This window comes from Polynucleobacter rarus, from assembly GCF_003072505.1.
Taxonomy (GTDB): domain Bacteria; phylum Pseudomonadota; class Gammaproteobacteria; order Burkholderiales; family Burkholderiaceae; genus Polynucleobacter; species Polynucleobacter rarus.
In genome coordinates, this window is the sequence record NZ_NTGB01000001.1 from 401683 (window position 1) to 421169 (window position 19487).

Annotated in this window: 20 protein-coding genes; 12 read left to right on the plus strand and 8 right to left on the minus strand. The window is 40.8% G+C overall.

Annotated features, from left to right (window positions below):
- Positions 1-486 precede the first annotated feature (486 nt).
- The 4 genes from AOC35_RS01790 to AOC35_RS01805 are packed head-to-tail and all read left to right on the plus strand — an operon-like array spanning position 487 to position 4001.
- On the plus strand, positions 487-1113 hold the full coding sequence (locus AOC35_RS01790) for a paraquat-inducible protein A (RefSeq protein ID WP_108645495.1): 627 nt from the start codon (positions 487-489) through the stop codon (positions 1111-1113).
- Complete coding sequence (locus tag AOC35_RS01795; protein ID WP_211307460.1) at positions 1110-1760, plus strand: paraquat-inducible protein A; 651 nt, start codon at positions 1110-1112, stop codon at positions 1758-1760. The genes AOC35_RS01790 and AOC35_RS01795 overlap by 4 nt, the downstream gene beginning before the upstream one ends.
- A complete protein-coding gene (locus tag AOC35_RS01800) occupies positions 1753-3402 on the plus strand; it encodes a PqiB family protein (protein WP_108645497.1) in 1650 nt (549 codons plus the stop codon). Before AOC35_RS01795 ends, AOC35_RS01800 begins: the two co-directional genes overlap by 8 nt.
- Positions 3399-4001, plus strand: coding sequence for a PqiC family protein (locus tag AOC35_RS01805; RefSeq protein WP_108645498.1), 603 nt, complete (start codon positions 3399-3401; stop codon positions 3999-4001). Before AOC35_RS01800 ends, AOC35_RS01805 begins: the two co-directional genes overlap by 4 nt.
- 77 nt (positions 4002-4078) lie before the next feature.
- Here the strand turns inward: AOC35_RS01805 and AOC35_RS01810 are convergent, their stop codons facing one another.
- A complete protein-coding gene (locus tag AOC35_RS01810) occupies positions 4079-5065 on the minus strand; it encodes a Bug family tripartite tricarboxylate transporter substrate binding protein (protein WP_108645499.1) in 987 nt (328 codons plus the stop codon).
- A 73-nt stretch (positions 5066-5138) separates the two neighbouring features.
- Here AOC35_RS01810 and acnA point away from each other — a divergent pair, with 73 nt between their 5' ends.
- Positions 5139-7760 (plus strand): aconitate hydratase AcnA, encoded by a 2622-nt coding sequence (acnA, locus tag AOC35_RS01815; RefSeq protein ID WP_108648667.1) that lies wholly within the window; start codon positions 5139-5141, stop codon positions 7758-7760.
- Between the two features lie 115 nt (positions 7761-7875).
- Here acnA and AOC35_RS01820 read toward each other — a convergent pair whose 3' ends face one another.
- Complete coding sequence (locus AOC35_RS01820) at positions 7876-8109, minus strand: antitoxin (RefSeq protein ID WP_108645500.1); 234 nt, start codon at positions 8107-8109, stop codon at positions 7876-7878.
- Positions 8110-8417: 308 nt separating this feature from the next.
- On the opposite strand from AOC35_RS01820, the gene AOC35_RS01825 reads away from it, so the two are divergent.
- The 3 genes from AOC35_RS01825 (at position 8418) to AOC35_RS01835 (ending at position 11169) form a co-directional block, all read left to right on the plus strand.
- Positions 8418-8669, plus strand: a complete 252-nt coding sequence (locus AOC35_RS01825; RefSeq protein WP_108645501.1) for a helix-turn-helix transcriptional regulator — start codon at positions 8418-8420, stop codon at positions 8667-8669.
- A complete protein-coding gene (locus AOC35_RS01830; protein ID WP_108645502.1) occupies positions 8670-9980 on the plus strand; it encodes a type II toxin-antitoxin system HipA family toxin in 1311 nt (436 codons plus the stop codon). It begins immediately after the preceding gene.
- Between the two features lie 163 nt (positions 9981-10143).
- Complete coding sequence (locus AOC35_RS01835) at positions 10144-11169, plus strand: hypothetical protein (protein ID WP_108645503.1); 1026 nt, start codon at positions 10144-10146, stop codon at positions 11167-11169.
- A 6-nt stretch (positions 11170-11175) separates the two neighbouring features.
- On the opposite strand, the gene AOC35_RS01840 is transcribed toward AOC35_RS01835, so the two are convergent.
- The gene (locus AOC35_RS01840) at positions 11176-11337 is read right to left on the minus strand and encodes a hypothetical protein (RefSeq protein ID WP_159077437.1); all 162 of its coding nucleotides are present in this window, start codon (positions 11335-11337) and stop codon (positions 11176-11178) included.
- 196 nt (positions 11338-11533) lie between these two features.
- Here AOC35_RS01840 and AOC35_RS01845 point away from each other — a divergent pair, with 196 nt between their 5' ends.
- Together AOC35_RS01845 and AOC35_RS01850 are read left to right on the plus strand one after the other, a co-directional pair.
- Positions 11534-11776, plus strand: coding sequence for an AbrB/MazE/SpoVT family DNA-binding domain-containing protein (locus AOC35_RS01845; protein WP_108645505.1), 243 nt, complete (start codon positions 11534-11536; stop codon positions 11774-11776).
- The gene (locus tag AOC35_RS01850; protein ID WP_108645506.1) at positions 11773-12165 is read left to right on the plus strand and encodes a type II toxin-antitoxin system VapC family toxin; all 393 of its coding nucleotides are present in this window, start codon (positions 11773-11775) and stop codon (positions 12163-12165) included. The genes AOC35_RS01845 and AOC35_RS01850 overlap by 4 nt, the downstream gene beginning before the upstream one ends.
- Positions 12166-12205: 40 nt before the next feature.
- Here the strand turns inward: AOC35_RS01850 and AOC35_RS01855 are convergent, their stop codons facing one another.
- The 4 genes from AOC35_RS01855 to AOC35_RS01870 form a co-directional block, all read right to left on the minus strand.
- The gene (locus AOC35_RS01855) at positions 12206-13174 is read right to left on the minus strand and encodes a Bug family tripartite tricarboxylate transporter substrate binding protein (RefSeq protein WP_159077438.1); all 969 of its coding nucleotides are present in this window, start codon (positions 13172-13174) and stop codon (positions 12206-12208) included.
- A gap of 2 nt (positions 13175-13176) precedes the next feature.
- The gene (locus AOC35_RS01860; RefSeq protein WP_108645508.1) at positions 13177-13557 is read right to left on the minus strand and encodes a cupin domain-containing protein; all 381 of its coding nucleotides are present in this window, start codon (positions 13555-13557) and stop codon (positions 13177-13179) included.
- Positions 13558-13572: 15 nt separating this feature from the next.
- On the minus strand, positions 13573-14364 hold the full coding sequence (locus AOC35_RS01865) for an SDR family oxidoreductase (protein WP_108645509.1): 792 nt from the start codon (positions 14362-14364) through the stop codon (positions 13573-13575).
- A gap of 364 nt (positions 14365-14728) precedes the next feature.
- Positions 14729-15583 (minus strand): SPFH domain-containing protein, encoded by an 855-nt coding sequence (locus tag AOC35_RS01870; protein ID WP_159077439.1) that lies wholly within the window; start codon positions 15581-15583, stop codon positions 14729-14731.
- Between the two features lie 218 nt (positions 15584-15801).
- On the opposite strand from AOC35_RS01870, the gene AOC35_RS01875 reads away from it, so the two are divergent.
- Entirely contained in the window at positions 15802-17145 is a 1344-nt protein-coding gene (locus tag AOC35_RS01875) for a DNA recombination protein RmuC (RefSeq protein ID WP_108645511.1), read from the plus strand.
- Between the two features lie 120 nt (positions 17146-17265).
- A complete protein-coding gene (locus AOC35_RS01880; RefSeq protein WP_108645512.1) occupies positions 17266-18246 on the plus strand; it encodes a Bug family tripartite tricarboxylate transporter substrate binding protein in 981 nt (326 codons plus the stop codon).
- 66 nt (positions 18247-18312) lie between these two features.
- Here AOC35_RS01880 and AOC35_RS01885 read toward each other — a convergent pair whose 3' ends face one another.
- On the minus strand, positions 18313-19482 hold the full coding sequence (locus AOC35_RS01885; RefSeq protein ID WP_108645513.1) for an alpha/beta hydrolase family protein: 1170 nt from the start codon (positions 19480-19482) through the stop codon (positions 18313-18315).
- Positions 19483-19487: the final 5 nt, after the last annotated feature.

A 19487-nucleotide genomic window follows, 5' to 3' on the forward strand; every position in this document is an offset into this window, starting at 1 on the left:
AGAAAATTGAATTTTAAATCTGAAAAATTTCAAATATATAAGAGAAGATTGTACATTTTTCGTATGAATAGGCCTCATTTGGTTAGCCAAGGGTCAGCCAAGGGTCAGCCAAGGGTCAGCCAAGAATAACAATCTTACTAAAGTATTCCTTTGCTTGGAAGGACTAGTTCTTACAGTTCTAGGTAAAACTGTTCCAGGTGTATCTTGTATTAGTTCAAGACATTTATAGTCTTACTCAAAGTCAGGTATTACTGAACGCTTCCACTAAGAACCGTATTTTTCAAAAGAAACTGTTGAAAAAGCTAGGCAAATTCTGACTGAGCTAGATCTATTATTGGGGGGATTTGATGGGAGTTTAATATGACAAGCTCTGTAAGTAATTGGCATTTCGTAATTAAATTCATCATTAATTGATAAAATGCAAAGAATTGATAATAAAAGTTATCAAATTATTCAAAACTTACAGCTATTTTTTTTGGGCAATTTATGCAGTTAGATTCACTGGTTATTTGCGAAGAATGTGACTTAATTCAACAAAAATCCCAATTAGAGTCTGGCGATGAGGAACTGTGTTCACGCTGTGGGTATAGCATTTATAAATCGAAGCCTAATGCACTTCAGTATAGTTTGGTGTTTGCCTTGACTGCATTCGTCTTATTCATTCTATCGAACACGTATCCGATTGTGACCATCAGTTCCCAAGGTTTAAATAATTCAACCACCTTATTGGGTGTGGTACAAATTCTGTACAAAGATGACATGTTGCTCGTCGCGATATTAGTGCTTGTCACCACTTTTTTGACACCAGTCATGGAAATTGGTGCTCTCATTTATTTACTTTTACCATTGAAATTTGGGGTCGTGTTGCCAGGCATGAAAGTGGTTTACCGATGGATGCATCAAGTCAGGCCTTGGGTAATGGTTGAGGTCTTCATGTTGGGACTTTTGATCACTATTAGCAAGTTGAGTGGCTTGGCATTCGTAGTGCCAGAAATTGCCCTCATTTCTTTTGTTTTACTAATGTTTGCCATTATTATTGCCTCCATTAATTTCGATGAGCGGATGTTTTGGCACCAAGTAGAAACCTTAAGCACATCTCAGAGGTCCATTTGAATTCAGCAGCCGCCTATGGGATTCTGAGTTGCCACGCTTGTGGGTTGGTTTCGCGCGCATCAAAAAATGAGCACGATATGATTTGTAGTCGTTGTGAGACGCCTCTGCATTTTAGAAAAAATAATAGTATTAGTCGTGCTTGGGCATTTTTGATTGCAGCCTATGTTTTCATCATTCCAGCGAACTTGCTGCCTGTGATGGAGACAGGATCTTTATTTGGTTCTGAAAAAGATACCATCATCAGCGGTGTGATTTTTTTGTGGAATTCGGGTTCACAAGCGCTAGCGCTCATTTTGTTTTTTGCGAGTGTGTTTATCCCAATGGCAAAATTAGTTTCTCTTACCTATCTATTAATTTCAGTACAAAGACGTTCTACTTTTCAACCAAAAAATAGAACCAAGCTCTACCGAATTCTGGAATTCGTTGGACGCTGGTCGATGATTGATGTTTATGTGGCTGCGATGTTAACAGCCTTGGTGCAATTTGGTAGTGTCATGTCGATTCGGGTTGGAAATGGTGCCATCGCATTTGGTGCGGTAGTGGTTTTAACGATTCTGGCAGCAGAAAGTTTTGATCCAAGATTGATCTGGGATTCAATCGAGAAAACTAAGAATAATGAAAATTTTTCAAAGGAAAAACATGTCTAATACAAGTTTCGAAAACGAAACAATAGATTTGCCATTGACAAACGTCAAACAGCATAAAAAAAATAAATATCCCCAGTTCATTTGGCTGATCCCCATCTTAGCGGTATTAATTGGTTTAAGTCTTGTCGTCAAAGGAATTATCGATAAAGGTCCGACGATTACGATAGCCTTTAAATCGGGTGAAGGATTAGAAGCAGGTAAAACCCATGTCAAATTTAAAGACATGGATATTGGTGTGGTGAAATCAGTTCGTTTAGATGATGATCGTCAAAAAGTGATTGCCACAATTCAACTAGAAAAAGATACCGATGATTTTTTAAAGGCAGATACAAGATTTTGGATTGTTAAACCGCGTATTACAGCGAATGGGGTGTCTGGATTAAATACCTTATTAAGCGGTTCTTATATACTGGTAGATCGGGGACATGCAAATGAAGAGCGCAAGCATTTTGTGGCTCTGGATGTACCTCCGATACAAACTCAGGACACCGCGGGTCGAGAGTTCGTCTTGCGCGCATCAGCTCTAGACTCTCACGAAGTGGGTACTCCGGTATTTTTTCGTCGATTAACCGTAGGACAAGTGGTCGGTTACGCATTAGATAAAGATGGTAAGGGTATCTCTATCAGGGTTTTTATTAATGCTCCCTATGACCAATATGTAACCAATGATTCTCGGTTTTGGAATGTGAGTGGCGTAGATGTATCCCTCGATGCGACGGGCTTTAAAGTCAAAACAGAATCTTTAGTTTCGATCATTGCTGGCGGTATTACTTTTGAAACACCAGATACAACGTCTAATAATGAGCCTTCAATGAAGAGTGATGCCGATTCGTTAAAACCTAATGCGAATGACACGAAGAGCACTTCATCAGATCGCGCAGTAGCTGATACAGTATTCCCATTATTTAAGTCTCGCGAAATGGCCATGAAAAAACAAGATGCTTATGTAGAGCACTTTGTACTCAATTTCAAGCAATCAGTGAGGGGGCTTGCGGTGGGGGCTCCAGTTGACTTTAGAGGAGTCAATATTGGAGAAGTGATTAGTATTAGCACCGCAATTGACCCTCAAACTTTTGAGGTCACTCAACAGGTAGAAATTCTTTTATACGCAGCAAGGCTTCAGGCAAAGTCTAAGCTGGACGGTTCAATCTTGCCATTTCCCAAAACACGAGCTGAGGAGCTAAATCGGATTAATATATTTTTAAAGAAAGGTCTGAGAGCTCAATTACAAAGCGGCAATTTTATAACTGGACAAAAATATCTTGCTATTGATTTTTTCCCCAATGCGCCAAGCTATGCGCTTGATGTTAAGAAATATCCTCTTGAGTTACCCGTAATTCCGGGTGCTTTAGACGATATAGAAAGCTCAATTGGAAGAGTTGTAAAAAATACTGATAAGCTTTTAAATGAAATTCAAGCGAATACCCTGCCTGAGTTAAATAAGACTTTAGTTGAAGTACAAAATTCACTCAATCAAGCAAATTTGATGATGGAAAATGATTCACCACTCCAAACAGACGCAAGGTTGGCCTTACGTGAACTCACTAAAACTTCAGACTCATTAAAAAAATTAACTGATACGCTTGATAAACAACCACAATCCCTTATTTTTGGTAAGCCAGCAGAGGATAAAAAACCATGAAATTATTGATATCATTTTTATTAACTATTGGGATTCTTAGCGGTTGCAGTACGAGTCCAAAGATATCTTATTATCATTTAAGTGCACCTGCGCTCACCACCATTCCAACTGCCAATAAAGAGATACGAGTAATGGTGGGGCCTGTATCGCTTCCCGCACTGATTGATCAGCCCGAGCTGGTTGTACGAGATGGAGCCAATACTGTAAAACTATTTTCAAATCATCGTTGGGCAGGTTCTCTTAAAAATGATGTGGAGCGAGTAGTTGCCTCAAATTTGACCCAGGAATTATCTACCCCTCATGTTTGGAGTTATTCGCAGAGTTTACAAACCCAATTTAACTATCAAGTCTTTCTGGATGTGCAAAGTTTAGAAAGTCAACGTGGCCAGGGTGTCGTGCTGGATGTGGTTTGGACCATTAAGCCATTGATTAAAAAAGAAGAGATTGCATCTAAAAAGATCTTGACTAAACCAGCGGTAATCAATGGTCGAACAAGAGTGACTGAGCAAGTCGCAAACGAAGGCTTTGAAGCCCTTGTCGAAGCACAAAGTAAGGCATTTTACAAAGTGAGTATAGATATTGCTAAGGCAATGCAGTAGTCCCCTAGCCACACTCTATTAATAAATTTTGCTAAAGTTAGCTTAAAAAATCATTAATTAAGAGAATGGGTGAATGGTTACTCCGCAGTAATTTTAGCTTTTTCTACAACACGACCATACACGATTGATTCTTTTTTGAGAAACTCACTAAACTGCTGAGTCGTCATTGGGGCTGGTTGGCCACCTTGCTCTCGTAATTTTTTGACTAATACGGGATCACGTAACGCTTTAGTCACCTCACTATTAATTTTTTGCAAAATAGGCTCAGGCGTATTAGCCGGTGCAAAAAGTCCAAACCAGTTCTCCAGCTCATAGGATTGAAGCGGCTTGTATTCATTAATAGTTGGCACATTCGGGGAAAAGTCTTGACGTTTTGCTGATGTAAACGCAATTGCTCGAACTCTGCCTGATTCAATGAAGTTCTTTGCTCCTGAGTAACTCACAAAGGTCATATCAACGTTACCACTTGTCACATCAATGATTTGTCCCGCTGCTCCCTTGTAGGGTACATGAATCATTTCTGTGCCGGCTAGCTCATCGAGTAGTTCGCCATTTAAATGCTGTGGGTTGCCCACACCACTGGAAGAGTAGGACAGTTTTCCAGGATTATTCTTGGCAAAAGTGACGATATCACCAATGGATTTAAAAGGGGAATTGGCGTTCACAATTAACACATTCGGAATCTTGGTAATTAAACTAATTGGAGCCAAATCTTTCGATGGACTGTATTGCATTTTCGTTTTATAAACAAATGGATTAATCGCGGTTTCGCCAGCAGATCCCAATAGTAATGTGTATCCATCGGGATTTGCTTTCACTACAGCGAGAGCACCAATCATGCCGCTACCACCAGGTTTGTTATCCACAATAATGCTTTGACCTAAAGATTCTTTGAGCTTTTCACCGAGCAGCCTTGCTACGGTATCAACCCCACCACCAACTGAAAAAGGTACGATGATGGTAATGGATTTGGCTGGATACTCCTGGGCATTACTACTCAAGGGGCCTAAGCAGGCGAAAATCAAGCAGGTATAAATGGCAAGTTGTTTGATGAATGAATGCATGAGTCGTCCCTTGAGATAAATAGTTTCTATTGATTGTATTGCAATCTTTCTTAAAAATATGCAAAATCCCTTGATGGAAAAATTAAAAAATACAAAGATAGAATTTCTAGAGATTGAGGATGGAACGCAGCTAGCCATCATTGATTTACCAAAGTTGTTTGGAGACCAATTCAACCAATTACCAGTCGTCATGCGACTCCTGCTAGAAAATGTACTGCGCAATATGGAAGGTAGTGAGAGGGATGTTGCCGTACAAGCCATCTTCGACTGGCTCTCCAAAAAATCTAGTGAAGCCGAAATAGCCTTTCAGCCGAACCGTGTGTTAATGCATGACACGACGAGTACACCGGCCCTTGTTGATATTGCTGCGATGCGGGACGCTTTATCGGAAGCAGGATTAAACCCCGAATTATTAAATCCCTCTTTGCCTGTTGATATTTCGATCGATCACTCCTTAGCTGTGGAGCAATATGGCAACAAAGACGCTGCTCGGTTCAATCTTGATCTTGAGATTAGAAGAAATAAAGAGCGCTATCAATTTTTACGTTGGGCTTCGAAGGCACTCACGAATGTTAAGATTCATCCGCCGGGCACGGGAATTATGCATACGATTAACCTGGAGCAACTCGCGACTGTTGTCACAACTCAAATACGCGATGGTGTGACCTGGGCAATTCCGGATACGATGATTGGTACCGATAGCCACACGCCGATGATCAATGGTATCGGTGTCTTAGGTTGGGGTGTTGGCGGACTGGAAGCCCAAACGGTCATGTTTGGCTTACCAACCATGTTAAAAATTCCAGATGTAGTCGGTGTTCAATTAAGCGGTAAATTACCCTCTGGCGTGAGTTCAACTGATCTCGCATTGACGGTGACGCAGCGTTTGCGCGAATTGGATGTGACGGGTGATTTTGTGGAATTCTTTGGTCCAGGCGTAAGTACTTTATCAGCAGGTGATCGTGCGGTAGTGGCTAATATGGCCCCTGAATATGGCGCAACGACTGGTTACTTTCCGGTCGATCAACATACGCTAGATTATCTAAAGATGACTGGTCGAAGTGAGAAACATCTTGCCTTCATCGAACAGTATTGTCGTCATCTTGGTCTTTGGTTTGATCCCGAGGCAAAGCCGGTTTATACCAAACAGATTGAGATTGACCTGAATACTTTAGTACCCTCAGTTGCGGGTCCCCGAAGGCCACAGGACCGCATGGACGCTGCTGAGATTGTGAACGCACTTTCTACCATTAATTTTGTGCCGTTAAGTCAAGAATTACACATGCCGAAATTTCCGGTAGCCATCGCTGCAATTACGAGTTGTACTAACACCTCAGATCCCAAATTATTAATTGCTGCAGGATTACTCGCCAGAAAAGCAAGACACTTGGGCTTAAAGCCACCAGCTTGGGTAAAGACTTCTTTAGCTCCGGGGTCTCCAGCGGCAGCCACTTATTTACAACGAGCTGGCTTACTAGAAGATTTTGCTGCGATTGGTTTTGATATTGTTGGTTATGGCTGTACCTCCTGTATTGGGAACTCTGGACCACTAAACGATTCCATGCGAATTGCACAAGAAAAGGAAGAATGCAAAGCGGTTGCGATTCTCTCCGGTAATCGTAATTTCCCGGGCAGGGTCAATCCAGAAATTGATTTGAGCTTTATCATGTCGCCGACTTTAGTAGTGGCTTTTGGGTTGATTGGCGATGCTCAAATTGATTTCAATCAGGATTCTTTAGGAACTGATTTCAATGGTAATGCCGTATTTTTAAAAGATATCCTGCCTACTGATTCTGAAATTCAAGAGCATCTATTAAAAGGCTTGGACACTAAAGATTTCAAAGACGATTTTGAAGTTGCTACCAACAATCCACTTTGGCAGGCGATACAAGTGAGTGAATCTGCCTTATTCCCGTGGAAGCAAAGTTCAACCACCTTAAGGAGGCCGCCATTTGCTGGCGTGAATGAAGGTAGCCTTCTGGGAGGTTACAAGGCATACCCATTACTAGTGCTGGGTGATGACATTACAACAGATCATATTTCTCCGGCGAGCGCCATTCCACCGACTAGTTTTATTGCTGACTATTTGGTGAGTAAAGGCGATGATCGAGGAGATCTCAATGTATTTGCTTCGCGGCGAGGAAACTGGGAAGTGATGATGCGCGCAGCATTTTATTCAAAGTCTCTAGTGAATCATATCGCATTAGACCTGCCAGTCGGACATACTTTACATGTCCCATCTAGCAAAGTGATGCCGATTTGGGAAGCGGCTGTGCAGTATAAAAACGATGATCATTCTGTTGTCATTATTGCTGGCGAAAGATACGGGATGGGCTCATCTCGTGACTGGGCAGCGAAGGGGCAACGTTTGTTAGGAGTGAGGGCGGTAATTGCAGTCAGTTATGAACGTATTCATCGTTCGAATTTAATTGGTATGGGTATATTGCCGTTAGTTCTTCCACTTGGAGTTACACCAAACACCTTACAACTGATGCCTGGTGATACTGTCAGTATTCCAGCGCAGCCAGATCAGGTTGCAGTAAGAGGGAAAGTTATCATCACGATTACTCGATTAAGTGGCAATGTTGATCAATTTGAAACAGATATTGCGGTGGATACCAAGATGGAATTAGAACTCTTAAAGTTTGGTGGCGTGATACCACTTATTTTGCAAAAAAATCTGAGTAATAAATAGAAATTTGATCAAAATAATATATTTTTATGGGGTCAAATTTAGAGACTATCGTCTTCGTTTTCGATAACTAGGTTGGAATGAATAACTACTCCGACCAATAACTCACTTCGAATCATCAAGACTTACGTTCACCATCAATATTTACACCACGGCCTTGAGACATGAAACCTGGTGAGAATTTGGCAAATTTGCCCAGCACATTACCCAAGCGTCTCTGAGCTGGACGTATTCTTAACTCGTCTCCGTTACGTTCGATAATCAAATCAAGATCCCAAGACCTGTAAGCAAGTTCTGCAGGGATACGAACTGCCTGTGAATTACCATTCTTGAAAAGTTTGGTCTTAGCCATAATGAATCCCTTTTCGATTTAATAGTACAAATTATCTTAAGAAGGTTTACAGGTAAATACACGGACATAATTTGTGTGGTTAATCTTCAACAAATCGCTAGATTAATAAGAAATTGAACTAAAGCTACAAAAGTACCTAGGGATGAATACTGTCATCCTAAAAAAATCTGAGAAAAAATTGATAATTTATTTCCCGTTCGGGAATTTTTGATCATTTTTTAAGAAATAACGTATTAAATTTCCCGATGGGGAAATTATGTTGAAAAACTCATTAAATTCCAGTAATATTTCCCGATAAGGAAATTTTTATGGGCTCACTAATACAAAACTCTGTAGACTTAGGACGCGTGGTGCGAGAAACCCGCAAGCGCTTAAAGTTAACGCAACCTCAATTAGCTTTAGCTGCTAATGTGGGGGTAAGGTTTATCGTCGAGTTAGAGGCTGGCAAACCTACTCTTCGATTCGAGAACATCATGAGGGTTTTACATGTTTTAGGAGGCGTTTTAAGTGTTGATGGTATGACCCCACTAATCAGTCATGAACTTGAAGGTGATCGATAAATGGTAAGTGATCTTAATGTCTGGTTTTTTGGAGAGTGCGTTGGAGTGCTTACTCAAGACATGGGACAACTATCCTTTCGATATTTACCGCAATGGTTGGAGTCAAAGAATGCTATACCTCTTTCTCAATCCTTACCGTTAATTGCCGAGCCATTTGCAGATAAGCTTACAAAGCCTTTTTTTGCAGGTTTATTACCTGAAGGAGATAAACGTTTAACGGTCGCAAAAATTTTAAAAGTTTCTAGTAAAAATGATTTTGCCATCTTGGACGGTATTGGTGGTGAGTGTGCTGGAGCATTAATTTTGTTGGAGCCTGGTCAAACTCCTCCATTAGAAGAATATTCTAGTAAATCAATTGAATGGCTTGATGAGGACCAGCTATTTGGAGTCCTAGAGACGTTATCGAAGAAACCATTACTTGCTGGAGAGTCTGGACTTAGGCTTTCACTTGCTGGAGCTCAAGAAAAATTACCTGTAGTTATCAGAGAAGTGCAAAGAACGGAATTGCAAAGTAAGTACGGACCCGCAAGTCCCTTTGAGATTGGACTCCCAAAGAATAATGTACCCAGTTCGTATATTTTGAAGCCAGAGATATCCGGTATTAACGGCAGTGTCTATAACGAAGCATTTTGTCTTTCTTTAGCGAAGAAGCTAAAGTTCATCACTGCCAATGCCAAGATTGGCTCCACAAATAACAAGACCTATTTATTAGTTGAGCGTTACGATCGTTTTCTTGACCATAGTGGGCAATTAAAAAGATTGCACCAAGAAGACTTCTGTCAAGCATTAGGTATTCCACCAGAGCTTAAATACCAGAATGAAGGCGGACCAAGCATTGGAGATGGATTTGCGTTAATACGTAAAGTAACAAGTCCTAGTGCCTCTAATCTTTTGCGGTTGTTGGATTACATTATTTTTAATTGCTTGGTAGGGAATCACGATGCTCACGCCAAGAATTTTTCATTACTATATGGCCAAAATGGACCTCAATTAGCTCCTCTTTATGACGTTTTATCAACCGCAGTTTATCCACACCTTAACGAAAAAATGGCAATGAAAATTGGTAGTAAATATCGATTTGATGAATTGTTTGCGCGTCACTGGTTGCAAATGGGAGAGGCGGCACAATTGAGCCCCTCTCTATTAAAGAAAAGGGTTCTTGAGATAGCTAAAGAACTACCAAATCTAGCAAAAGAATTACAAACTCAATTTGAGGAGAAGGGTTGTAATCATCCAATCATTACTAAAATTATTTTATTGATTGAAGAGCGATGTGCAACAACAATTCATCGTTTTTTAATAGATAAATAATCTTTTTAAAGAGACATTTTGATTTCGATTTGATGAACAGGATAAAATCTTTCTAGTCGTTTAAAAACTTAAATTTAATTTAATAAAATCAAATAATTAACATTGTTTAATTAGCATTAACATATACTATGTTAATGCTAAAAATTAATGTTAAAATAGATTGATGAAGAATCTAAACGTTCTAATTACTCAAGTAGGAACTTATTTGCAACAGACTCTAGGTCAAGATCTGTTGTTAGAAGGTGCTTGGGAAGGGGCCGTTAACTTGCCGCGATACATCCTTCAAACTTATGAAATTCGTAAAGCTAAACTATCTAATAATCAGGTACTTCTGATAACAAACAAAGAGGGTACGCAAGCATTATCAGCTTTAATTAAGCAAATGGCACTGATAGAAAGAGTGGCTAGAATTCCCGTTATCTGGATTGGAGAATCAATTCAGGGGTATGTCCGTAAAGAGATGATTGCTCAAAGAGCACCATTTATTATTCCTTTTAAACAAGCTTACTTACCCCTTTTAGGTATTCAGTTTCAGGAGCGAGAATTAGCTAGACTACCTGAGACTCAAGATAAGTTACAGGTCGCAACACAAGTTTTTGTAATCAATGCACTACTCAATAATTTACCTAATACATCAAATCCTAAAGAACTTGCGTTATCCATGGGTTATAGCTTAATGACGATAACGCGCATAAAGAACGAGCTATTAGCGCATAGTTGGTTAGATATCGATATATATAAAAAATCCGGATTGTTGCAACTTGGGATTCAAGATGATGCGCTATGGGAGGCTACCAAACCATTCATGCAAAATCCTATACGAAAACGTCTTTGGATTCGAAATCCTCATCCGTCGATAGTTGAATTTCCCCTCGCGGGACTTAGCGCCCTCGCTAAACAAACAGATCTAGGAGAGCCTGCAAATGTTGTAAGAGCCATTGGGGAATCAGATTGGCGAAAATTAGAAAAAGAGTTAGATGCTATTCAAGTTGTACCTGAACAAATTGATGGTGCTTTAGAGTTGGAGATTTGGCGTTATGCACCGCAAAAGGTAAAGATTTCCAATACCCAAGAATGGGATCAAGTTCACACTGTTATAGACCCATATTCTTTGTATTTATCCCTGGAACAAATAGATGACGATAGAGTAAAGTTATCGCTTAAGGAATTAAGGACAGGAATGGCTTAAGGCAGATCAATTAATTAATTTTAATTTGTTTGATCTAGTAATATCCGTCCAACGCTTCGTATCCTCTTGCACAAACTTTCCAAATTCATCTACTGATAAATTAATAATTTCTGCCCCTTGCGCGCTGAGTTTTTCTTTCACATCATTGTCAGCTAAAGCTTTATTCACTGAGTCACTCAGTAACTGAATTTGATCCTTCTGAGATGAAGGGTTGTAATCACCCAATCATTGCCAAAATTATTTTATTGATTGAAGAGCGTTGTACAACAACGATTCATCGTTTTTTAATAGATAAATAATCTTTGACTTGACGGCATTTATTCCTTACTATGAAGTAAGAATAATATAAAAAGTAAGGATAGGTATGAGCACAGCAACCGTCACATCAAAAGGCCAAGTCACCATTCCAGCGAAAGTTCGGAACTCGCTTGGAATTGGCGTAGGAAGTCGCATTGAATTTGTCGAGATGGAGAATGGACTATTTATGATCGTGCCTGCCGTCAGCCCAATTCAATCTCTGAAGGGTATGTTGCGCAAGCCACCCGCCCCAGTCAGTATCGAGCAAATGAATAAGGCGATTGCAGTTCAGGGATCAAAAGCACGATGATCGGCCTTGATACTAACGTTCTAGTACGTTACATAGCTCAAGATGACCCAAAACAATCCGCCATTGCAACAAATCTAATTAATTCTCTTACAAAAGAGCGCCCAGGGTTTATTACCCTTGTCTCCATGGTTGAATTGGTATGGGTAATGCGAAGTTGCTATAAGTCCACAAAAATAGAGATAGTTAATATTTTGGAAGCGATTCTTGCTACGAGGGAATTGATTATCGAAAATGCTGAAACAGTTATCCGAGCCACGCATCTTTATTCTAGGACAGGAGCGGATTTCTCAGATTGCTTGATAGAGCGCTCCGCAAATAAAGCAGGATGTGAATATAGCGTTACTTTTGATATTGATGCTATCAAACATGCCGGATTTAGGAGTATTTAACTGAGGACTTCAGCTTTCCACTGATATTGAAGTCCTTTATTTAGTTAATTTTAATTTGCTTAGACCTAGTAATCTCCGTCCAACGCTTAGTATCTTCCTGCACAAACTTCCCAAACTCCTCTACAGATAAATTAATAATTTCTGCCCCTTGAGCACTGAGTTTTTCTTTCACATCATTGTCAGCTAATGCTTTATTCACCGAGTCACTCAGTAACTGAATTTGATCTTTAGGCGTTCCTTTTGGAAAGGCAAAACCAAACCAATTTGAAGTAACAAAGCCATTCACACCTTGTTCCTCTGCCGTTGGTATTCTGGGGAATAAAGCGGAGCGCTTAGCAGAACTGACTGCTAAGGGCCTTAACTTACCTGACTGAATACCACTTAGTGCCGTAGGCAATGCTGCAATAATTAAATCAATATTGCCAGACTGTAAGGCAAAATTGGCTTCACTCATGCCTTTGAATGGCACATGCGTTAGGGTGATCCCTGCGGAGGCATTAAAGCGCTCAGTCACAATATGATTCGTACTACCGACACCTGCGGAACCGTAGTTGAGCTGATTGGGGTTAGCTTTTGCAGCACTCACTAAATCTTTGAGAGTCATATAAGAAGACTCTGAGCGTACCAAAATAACGAATGGGGTTTGAGTAATAAATGCACTAGGGACTAGATCCGTACTCACATCCCAAGTTAGATTATTAAATAAACCAGGAAGCATTGCATAAGTAGCGTCAATTAAAACCGCCATAGAGCCATCAGGGGTTTGATGCGCCACATAATCAAAAGCAATTCTGCCACCAGCTCCCGTTTTATTTTCCACCACAATGGTTCTTCCAGACTGTTCAGCAACCTTTTGCACAACTAGTCTTGTGTAAGTATCAGAAGCTCCACCAACCGCAAACGGCACAATCACTTTAAGGGGTTTGTTGGTTTGAGCATGACTCACAGAAGCTGCTAGGGCAATGATTAAACAAACTGAACCGACAAAGTATTTTTTAAAAATAGTCATGCTCATCCTTTAATAATTGGCCAATGAGTCACATCAAAATCATCCTGCAAAATAATATGGGCAAAACCTCGAACATCTCTGAGCGAGCGGGTAATATGGCCCTTACCAGTGAAGTCATCTGGCAAAAGTAAATCACCAGGTTTTAAAATATAACGTTCACCACTGCTTACTTCAATCTCAAGAATTCCTGAAGTGATAATAATGAGTTGATGACGCGGTGCATTGTGATGCATCTGCACATGCCCTTCAGGGGTTTCCCGAAAGAACATTTCTTTTACGGGAAAAATTTCTGAAATCGGACGATTTTCAGCTGACAAGGGAATCTGTCTTTTTTCCATCGCCGAATCACCACTTGCAGTTGTATACAGTCGATAAATAATCACTCTTGTCTCCTAGTTTTATATAAAGGGGTACATTGCCCCGTCCATCGTAATAATATTAGCAGTAATGTAGCTTGCCAGCGGAGAAGCTAAGAATAATGCTACATTCGCGATTTCTTCTGGCTTGGCGAGTCGTCCCATCGGGATATCACTCGTAAACTCTTCTAAAACTTGCTCCTTAGATTTACCCGTTTGTTTGGACTGGGCCTCGATTAAACCTTCTAAGCGACCTGTTAAGGTAATACCAGGGTTAATGGCGTTCACTCGTACTCCTTGCCCTGCATAAGCCGTAGCAAGACCATTGGAAGCCAGCATTAAGGCAGCATTCGCAGCACCACCTGAAATATGAACTGCTTTAGCAATCTTACCGCCATGACCGATTACATTAATAATGTTGCCACCACCAAGCGTAGCCATCCGTTTGACGACTGGATCCATTAAATGAATATAGGGATAAAACTTGGCATCCATTGAAGCTTGCCAAGCTTGTGGGTTTAAATCATCAGGTCCCACGCGTTTCGCCGCACCTGAGCAGTTAACAAGAACTTTGACCGAACCAAAACTCTTCTCAGCAAGATTTAAAGCAGTTAAGGCAACATTGGCGTTGGATAAGTTGGCTGCGATTGCTTTGACTCGAGGATGATCTAATTGACCGGCAATTTCTAATAGGGCAGCACTTAAATTTTCTTGACTGCGAGAAATGATAGTGACTTTGGCACCTTCATTAAAAAATGCTTTAGCACAGGCCAGACCAATCCCTTTACTACCTCCAGAGACAAGGACGTGTTGGTGATCGAAGTTCAGTTGCATAGGCCTACCTTGATGGAATGAAGTTATTTAAGTATTTCAACAAAAACAATGATCAATTTAAAATCACAATCAATTTCGAACAGATTACTTTCGATGAAGAAACATTGTTTGAAAAATCACAACGCCGATTAGTGGCAGAGTTGATTTGAAGATTGGCATCAACCATCTTGTCCCCGATTTTGTATTAAATACTATTTTGTTTGGATAAATTCTAATACGAAGTTGAACTTTGAACAATGCAAAATTCCAAAGAATGTCTTGCAAAGAATATACAAACATCAGCTCACCAGGCTAATTAGGTGAGCAGATGTTTGTTTGGGGTATTTAGGAATATTTTTTGATTGATGACAACGACTTGATTGATTTATAAGTTGAAGTTTGGCTTAACACCATCACGAATATCCATGACCACGAGTTTGCCATGTTCTGCAGCGTATTTGATGGTATCTAAACGATTGGTTTCAATGAGCAGATGCAAGATGTCGTGTTCCGCAATCCCTTTTTGTTTGGCAAGTTCGACTGCTTCAGAAATCGATCCAGCTAAAATACGACGGGCTTCTGAGAGGCCTTGCGCTCTGAGTTGCTGAGACTCTGCTTCAGCGCGTGCTTCACCAACGATCCGGATACGTTTTGCTTCTGCCTCTTGAGTTGCGGCTTCTTTTTCTCGCTCGGAGGCAACCACACGGTTAAAGGAGGCTTGAACTTCATGCGATACCATCGGTTGGTCAACGAGAACACTGATAATTTCGAAACCAAAACTTTCCATTTTTTCTTTTAACTCTTCCTGGACTTCACGCGCAATTTTTTCGCGGTCTTCAAAAAGATTTTGTAGCTTCATCGAAGAAGTCGTGGCGCGAATGGTATTGAGAACCCAGGTCGCAATTTGTTCTCTTGGATTCGATAATTTGTAATGCGCATTCGCAACTGCGTTCTCACGAATTTGCAACATGATGTTGATGGGTAATCGCACGAACATGTTGTCCGAGGTTTTTACTTCTACTTCGGATTTGATTTCTGTGACGCGCAAATCAATTTTTGCAATCGCTTGCTCAATCACCGGAATAATCACATTTAAGCCAGCATGTAAAGTTCGAGAATACTTACCAAAACGCTCAATAATCACGGCAGTCTGTTGATTGACCACGCGAATGCCAGTGAAAAGAATAATCAAACAGAATAAGCCACCAGCTAAAAGAACAACATAGAGTAATTCATTCATCATTAATCCCTTTAAAAGTTTTTTTAGTGTATTAATTAATTATTACATTGATTCATTATTACTAAAACCACCACTAACGATAGTGCTTTACCTACACCTCATTACAAACTCAATTACAAACTTCCCTAGGCTCATATAATGAGCTAAGCGACTGTTACGCTGAACTTAATCATTTTTGCAACAACTGTTTTACTAAAACAATACGGAACTTCGATCTTATGGATTATTTACAAATTGGACTCATTATCATTGGGGTTTTACTGGTTTTAATCCTGTGGAAACTGTTCACGCCTCAAGGTGATAAAGAGGCTCAAGCTGAGATGGAGCTGTTGAAAGACAAAATCACCCAATTGAATGGCGCCGTCATGGCCTTACTCGATACCAATCGAAACTCTGCAAATGATTTAAAGGCCGAATTAAATCGCGATATGACGAGTCTAAGAACCTCTGTAACCGAGCATCTTGCCCAAACAGGTCGTGAAATTCTAGAAACGAACCGTAATTCTGCAACGGACTTAAAAACGGATTTAAACCGGGATATTACAACTTTACGCACTGTTGTAACAGAGAACTTGACCCAAACAGGTCGTGAAATGCGTGAAACCTTAGTGCAGCGTTTAAATGAAATCCAAAAGAATAATGCAGAAAAACTAGAAGAAATGCGTAAAACGGTGGATGAGAAATTACACGCCACACTCGAGCAACGTCTTGGTGAATCATTCAAACAAGTCTCTGCGCAACTTGAACAAGTGCACCGTGGACTCGGTGAGATGCAAACGCTTGCGACAGGCGTAGGTGATTTAAGAAGAGTTCTCACGAATGTTAAATCGCGCGGTACTTGGGGTGAGGTCCAGTTAGGTGCACTGATTGAACAGACCTTAACTAAAGATCAATATCAGAAAAATATTAGTACAAAGCCTGGCAGTGCCGACTTAGTTGAATTTGCAATTAAATTGCCAGGACGGGATGTGGACGCGCCTGTATGGCTGCCGATTGATGCGAAATTCCCGATAGAAGATTACTTAAGATTATCTGACGCCCAAGATCGCGTTGATATTGTTGAGATTGAATCTGCTGGTAAAGCCCTTGAGACGCGTATTAAATTAGAAGCGAAAAAAATTCGTGAAAAATATATTGAACCGCCCCATACGACGGATTTTGCGATTCTGTTTTTACCCACTGAAGGCTTGTACGCAGAGATCATTAGACGTAACGGTCTGATTGAGTTTTTACAAAACGAGTATCGTGTCTCCGTAGCAGGACCTTCGACTTTCTCGGCAATGTTAAATAGTTTACAAATGGGCTTTAAAACATTAGCAATTGAAGAACGTTCTTCAGAAATCTGGAAAACTTTATCTAAAGTCAAAACAGAGTTTGGTAAGTTTGGTGAAGTGATTGATGCTACAAAGAAAAAATTAGAAGCAGCTTCTAAACAGTTTGATTCTGTAGATACCCGAACCAGACAAATCAATAAAGCTTTAAAGGGTGTTGAGGTTTTGTCGATGCCGGATGGTCAACTCATTGGCCTAGATCTTGAGGATGATACTGATTCTGAAAGTTAAAAGTCTTTCCAAGTGATGGATGGGCACATACCCTAGTTGTTTTATTTCACAAAATGGTCAAAATATATTCAGTACATTTTTGATTAATTGATTAAAACTATTAGGGGACTTTTGTTCAAAATGACGCCAATTTTTCGCATATTCGCTGCTCTATTTCTGGTTCTAATTAGCTCGATATCTAACCTGAGTTATGCCCAGTCTAATTATCCAACTCGCCCCATTAAATTAATTGCACCATTCCCGCCCGGGGGAACAAGTGATCTACTTGGTCGGATGCTTGCCCAGAAATTATCGGATGACTTAGGTCAACCGGTCATCATTGAAAATCGACCTGGAGCCAGTGGCAATATTGGGCATGAGATGGCCTCTAAAGCCGCACCAGATGGTTATACCTTGTTATTGTCCAATAGCAGTACAGTAGTCAATAATCCGTTTTTATATAAACAAATGAGTTTCGATTGGTACAAAGACTTTAGTCCGATCTCTTTAGTAGCGATTGCTGGACAAGTTCTAATTGTGCATCCTAGTGTGCCCGCTAAAAATGTGGCTGAACTCACTGCACTGGCTAAAGCGCAACCTGGAGTGCTGAACTTTGGCTCTGGTGGTAAAGCGATTCAGTCGCATATTAGTGGTGAGATGTATAAAACTGCAGCTGGGGTTGATATCGTTCACGTTCCTTATAAAGGAACAGGTGTTGCTGTGGCAGATGTGGTGGCAGGACAGATTCAGATGATCTTTTCGGATATGGCACCAGCTGTACCTTTTATCAAAGCGAATAAAGTACGGGCTCTTGCGGTTACTTCTCCCCAACGCACCAATACTTTACCCGATGTGCCCACGATGGTTGAGGCAGGATTTCCGAATTTTGACGCTTCAGTGTGGTGGTCAATCGTTGCGCCGCGGGGTACTTCAAAGCCAATTATTGACCGGATTAATCTTGCACTCGGAAAAATTATGGTGAGTAACGAGATTAAAGAATCGTTTGAGAAATTAGGTGTGACACCTTTATATAGCGCTCCAGAAAAAGTCTTTGAACTATCGCGTCGTGACTCGCCAATTATCGGTGAAGTCATGAAAAAAGCTGGAGTTGAAAAAGAGTAATGATTTAATTGAGCATGCCTGAGCTCATCTTCTGCTCAGGCATGCTTATTTTTTTCTTACGTAAACTTAAATCCCTTGTGGATTACCACCTAAACGGCGTGCTACCCAGTCGGTCATATAATCCACTACCATGGTGCTGTTATCAGCCCCACAGTGCTCAGCACCCCCATCAAACAAGCTAAATACCTTTAGTTCTTTATCGGGACTATTCACAGCAGCTTCAATCGTTTTCTCCGCATGCCATAACGGAATCTGGCGATCGTTCTCACCATGCACGACCAAGAGTGAGCACCGAATTTGATGGGCAATCGGTTCAAGTGTCATTTGCTTCACAATTTTTAAGGTCTCGGCAAACGAGTCGGTTCCAAATACCCAGTTCACATGCTCAGCGTAGCCTGGCACAGAGGGTTCGCCATTGCCTTTTAAGCGACTTTCCACTGCATGGCCATAATCAAAAATCGCACCCCACGCTACGCAACATTTAAAACGTGGCTCAAAGGCTGCCGCTCTTGGTGCATAGTAACCACCTAAGCTCAGAGCGATGATACCGATGTTATTCATATCCACATCGGAGCGGGTTTCTAGATAATCAACGCAGGCTGAAGCGGAACGCTCCGTATCCGGCCCACTCGGTAAATTTTGTAGACGTAGCGCCGCACCAACTCCAGGATGATCGACAATCAATACAGAAACACCCCGACGTTTAAACTCATCAGCAATCGCTGAGTAAACAATTTCTTTGGTCAAATCCAAGCCGTTAAAGTGCACCATACAAGGTGCTTTCTCAGCACCGGGTGCTTTCATGAAGATAGCGGGTAGAGTGGTACCTTCATAGGGAACCTGAACATATTCAACCGGCTCTTTACGAAACTTCAAGCCTTTCTCATAGGCAGCAATCCCTTTTTTATAGGCAACGACTCTTCTAGGATCTTTATGACTTGGCATTCTCTCGGCTAACTGAAAATACAAACCGCAGCGTAGATACTTTCTGCCGGCTGATAAGAGATTACCTGCCTGTTCATCAGCCTGCGCTAAACGCTCGACTCGCTCGGCCATTTTTGTCCAACTCTCAAACCAAGCATTTTGGGCAACTACGTCACCGCCGAGTGCTTTGATGCCGGCAGCTTCTTTTAAAGAACGACAAGCTTCATCGATTTCAGCGATTTGACCACCACGATTGAGGGCGGACATTACGGCTAAACTCCAGGTGTAATTATTGGGAAAATATTCAAACATATGGG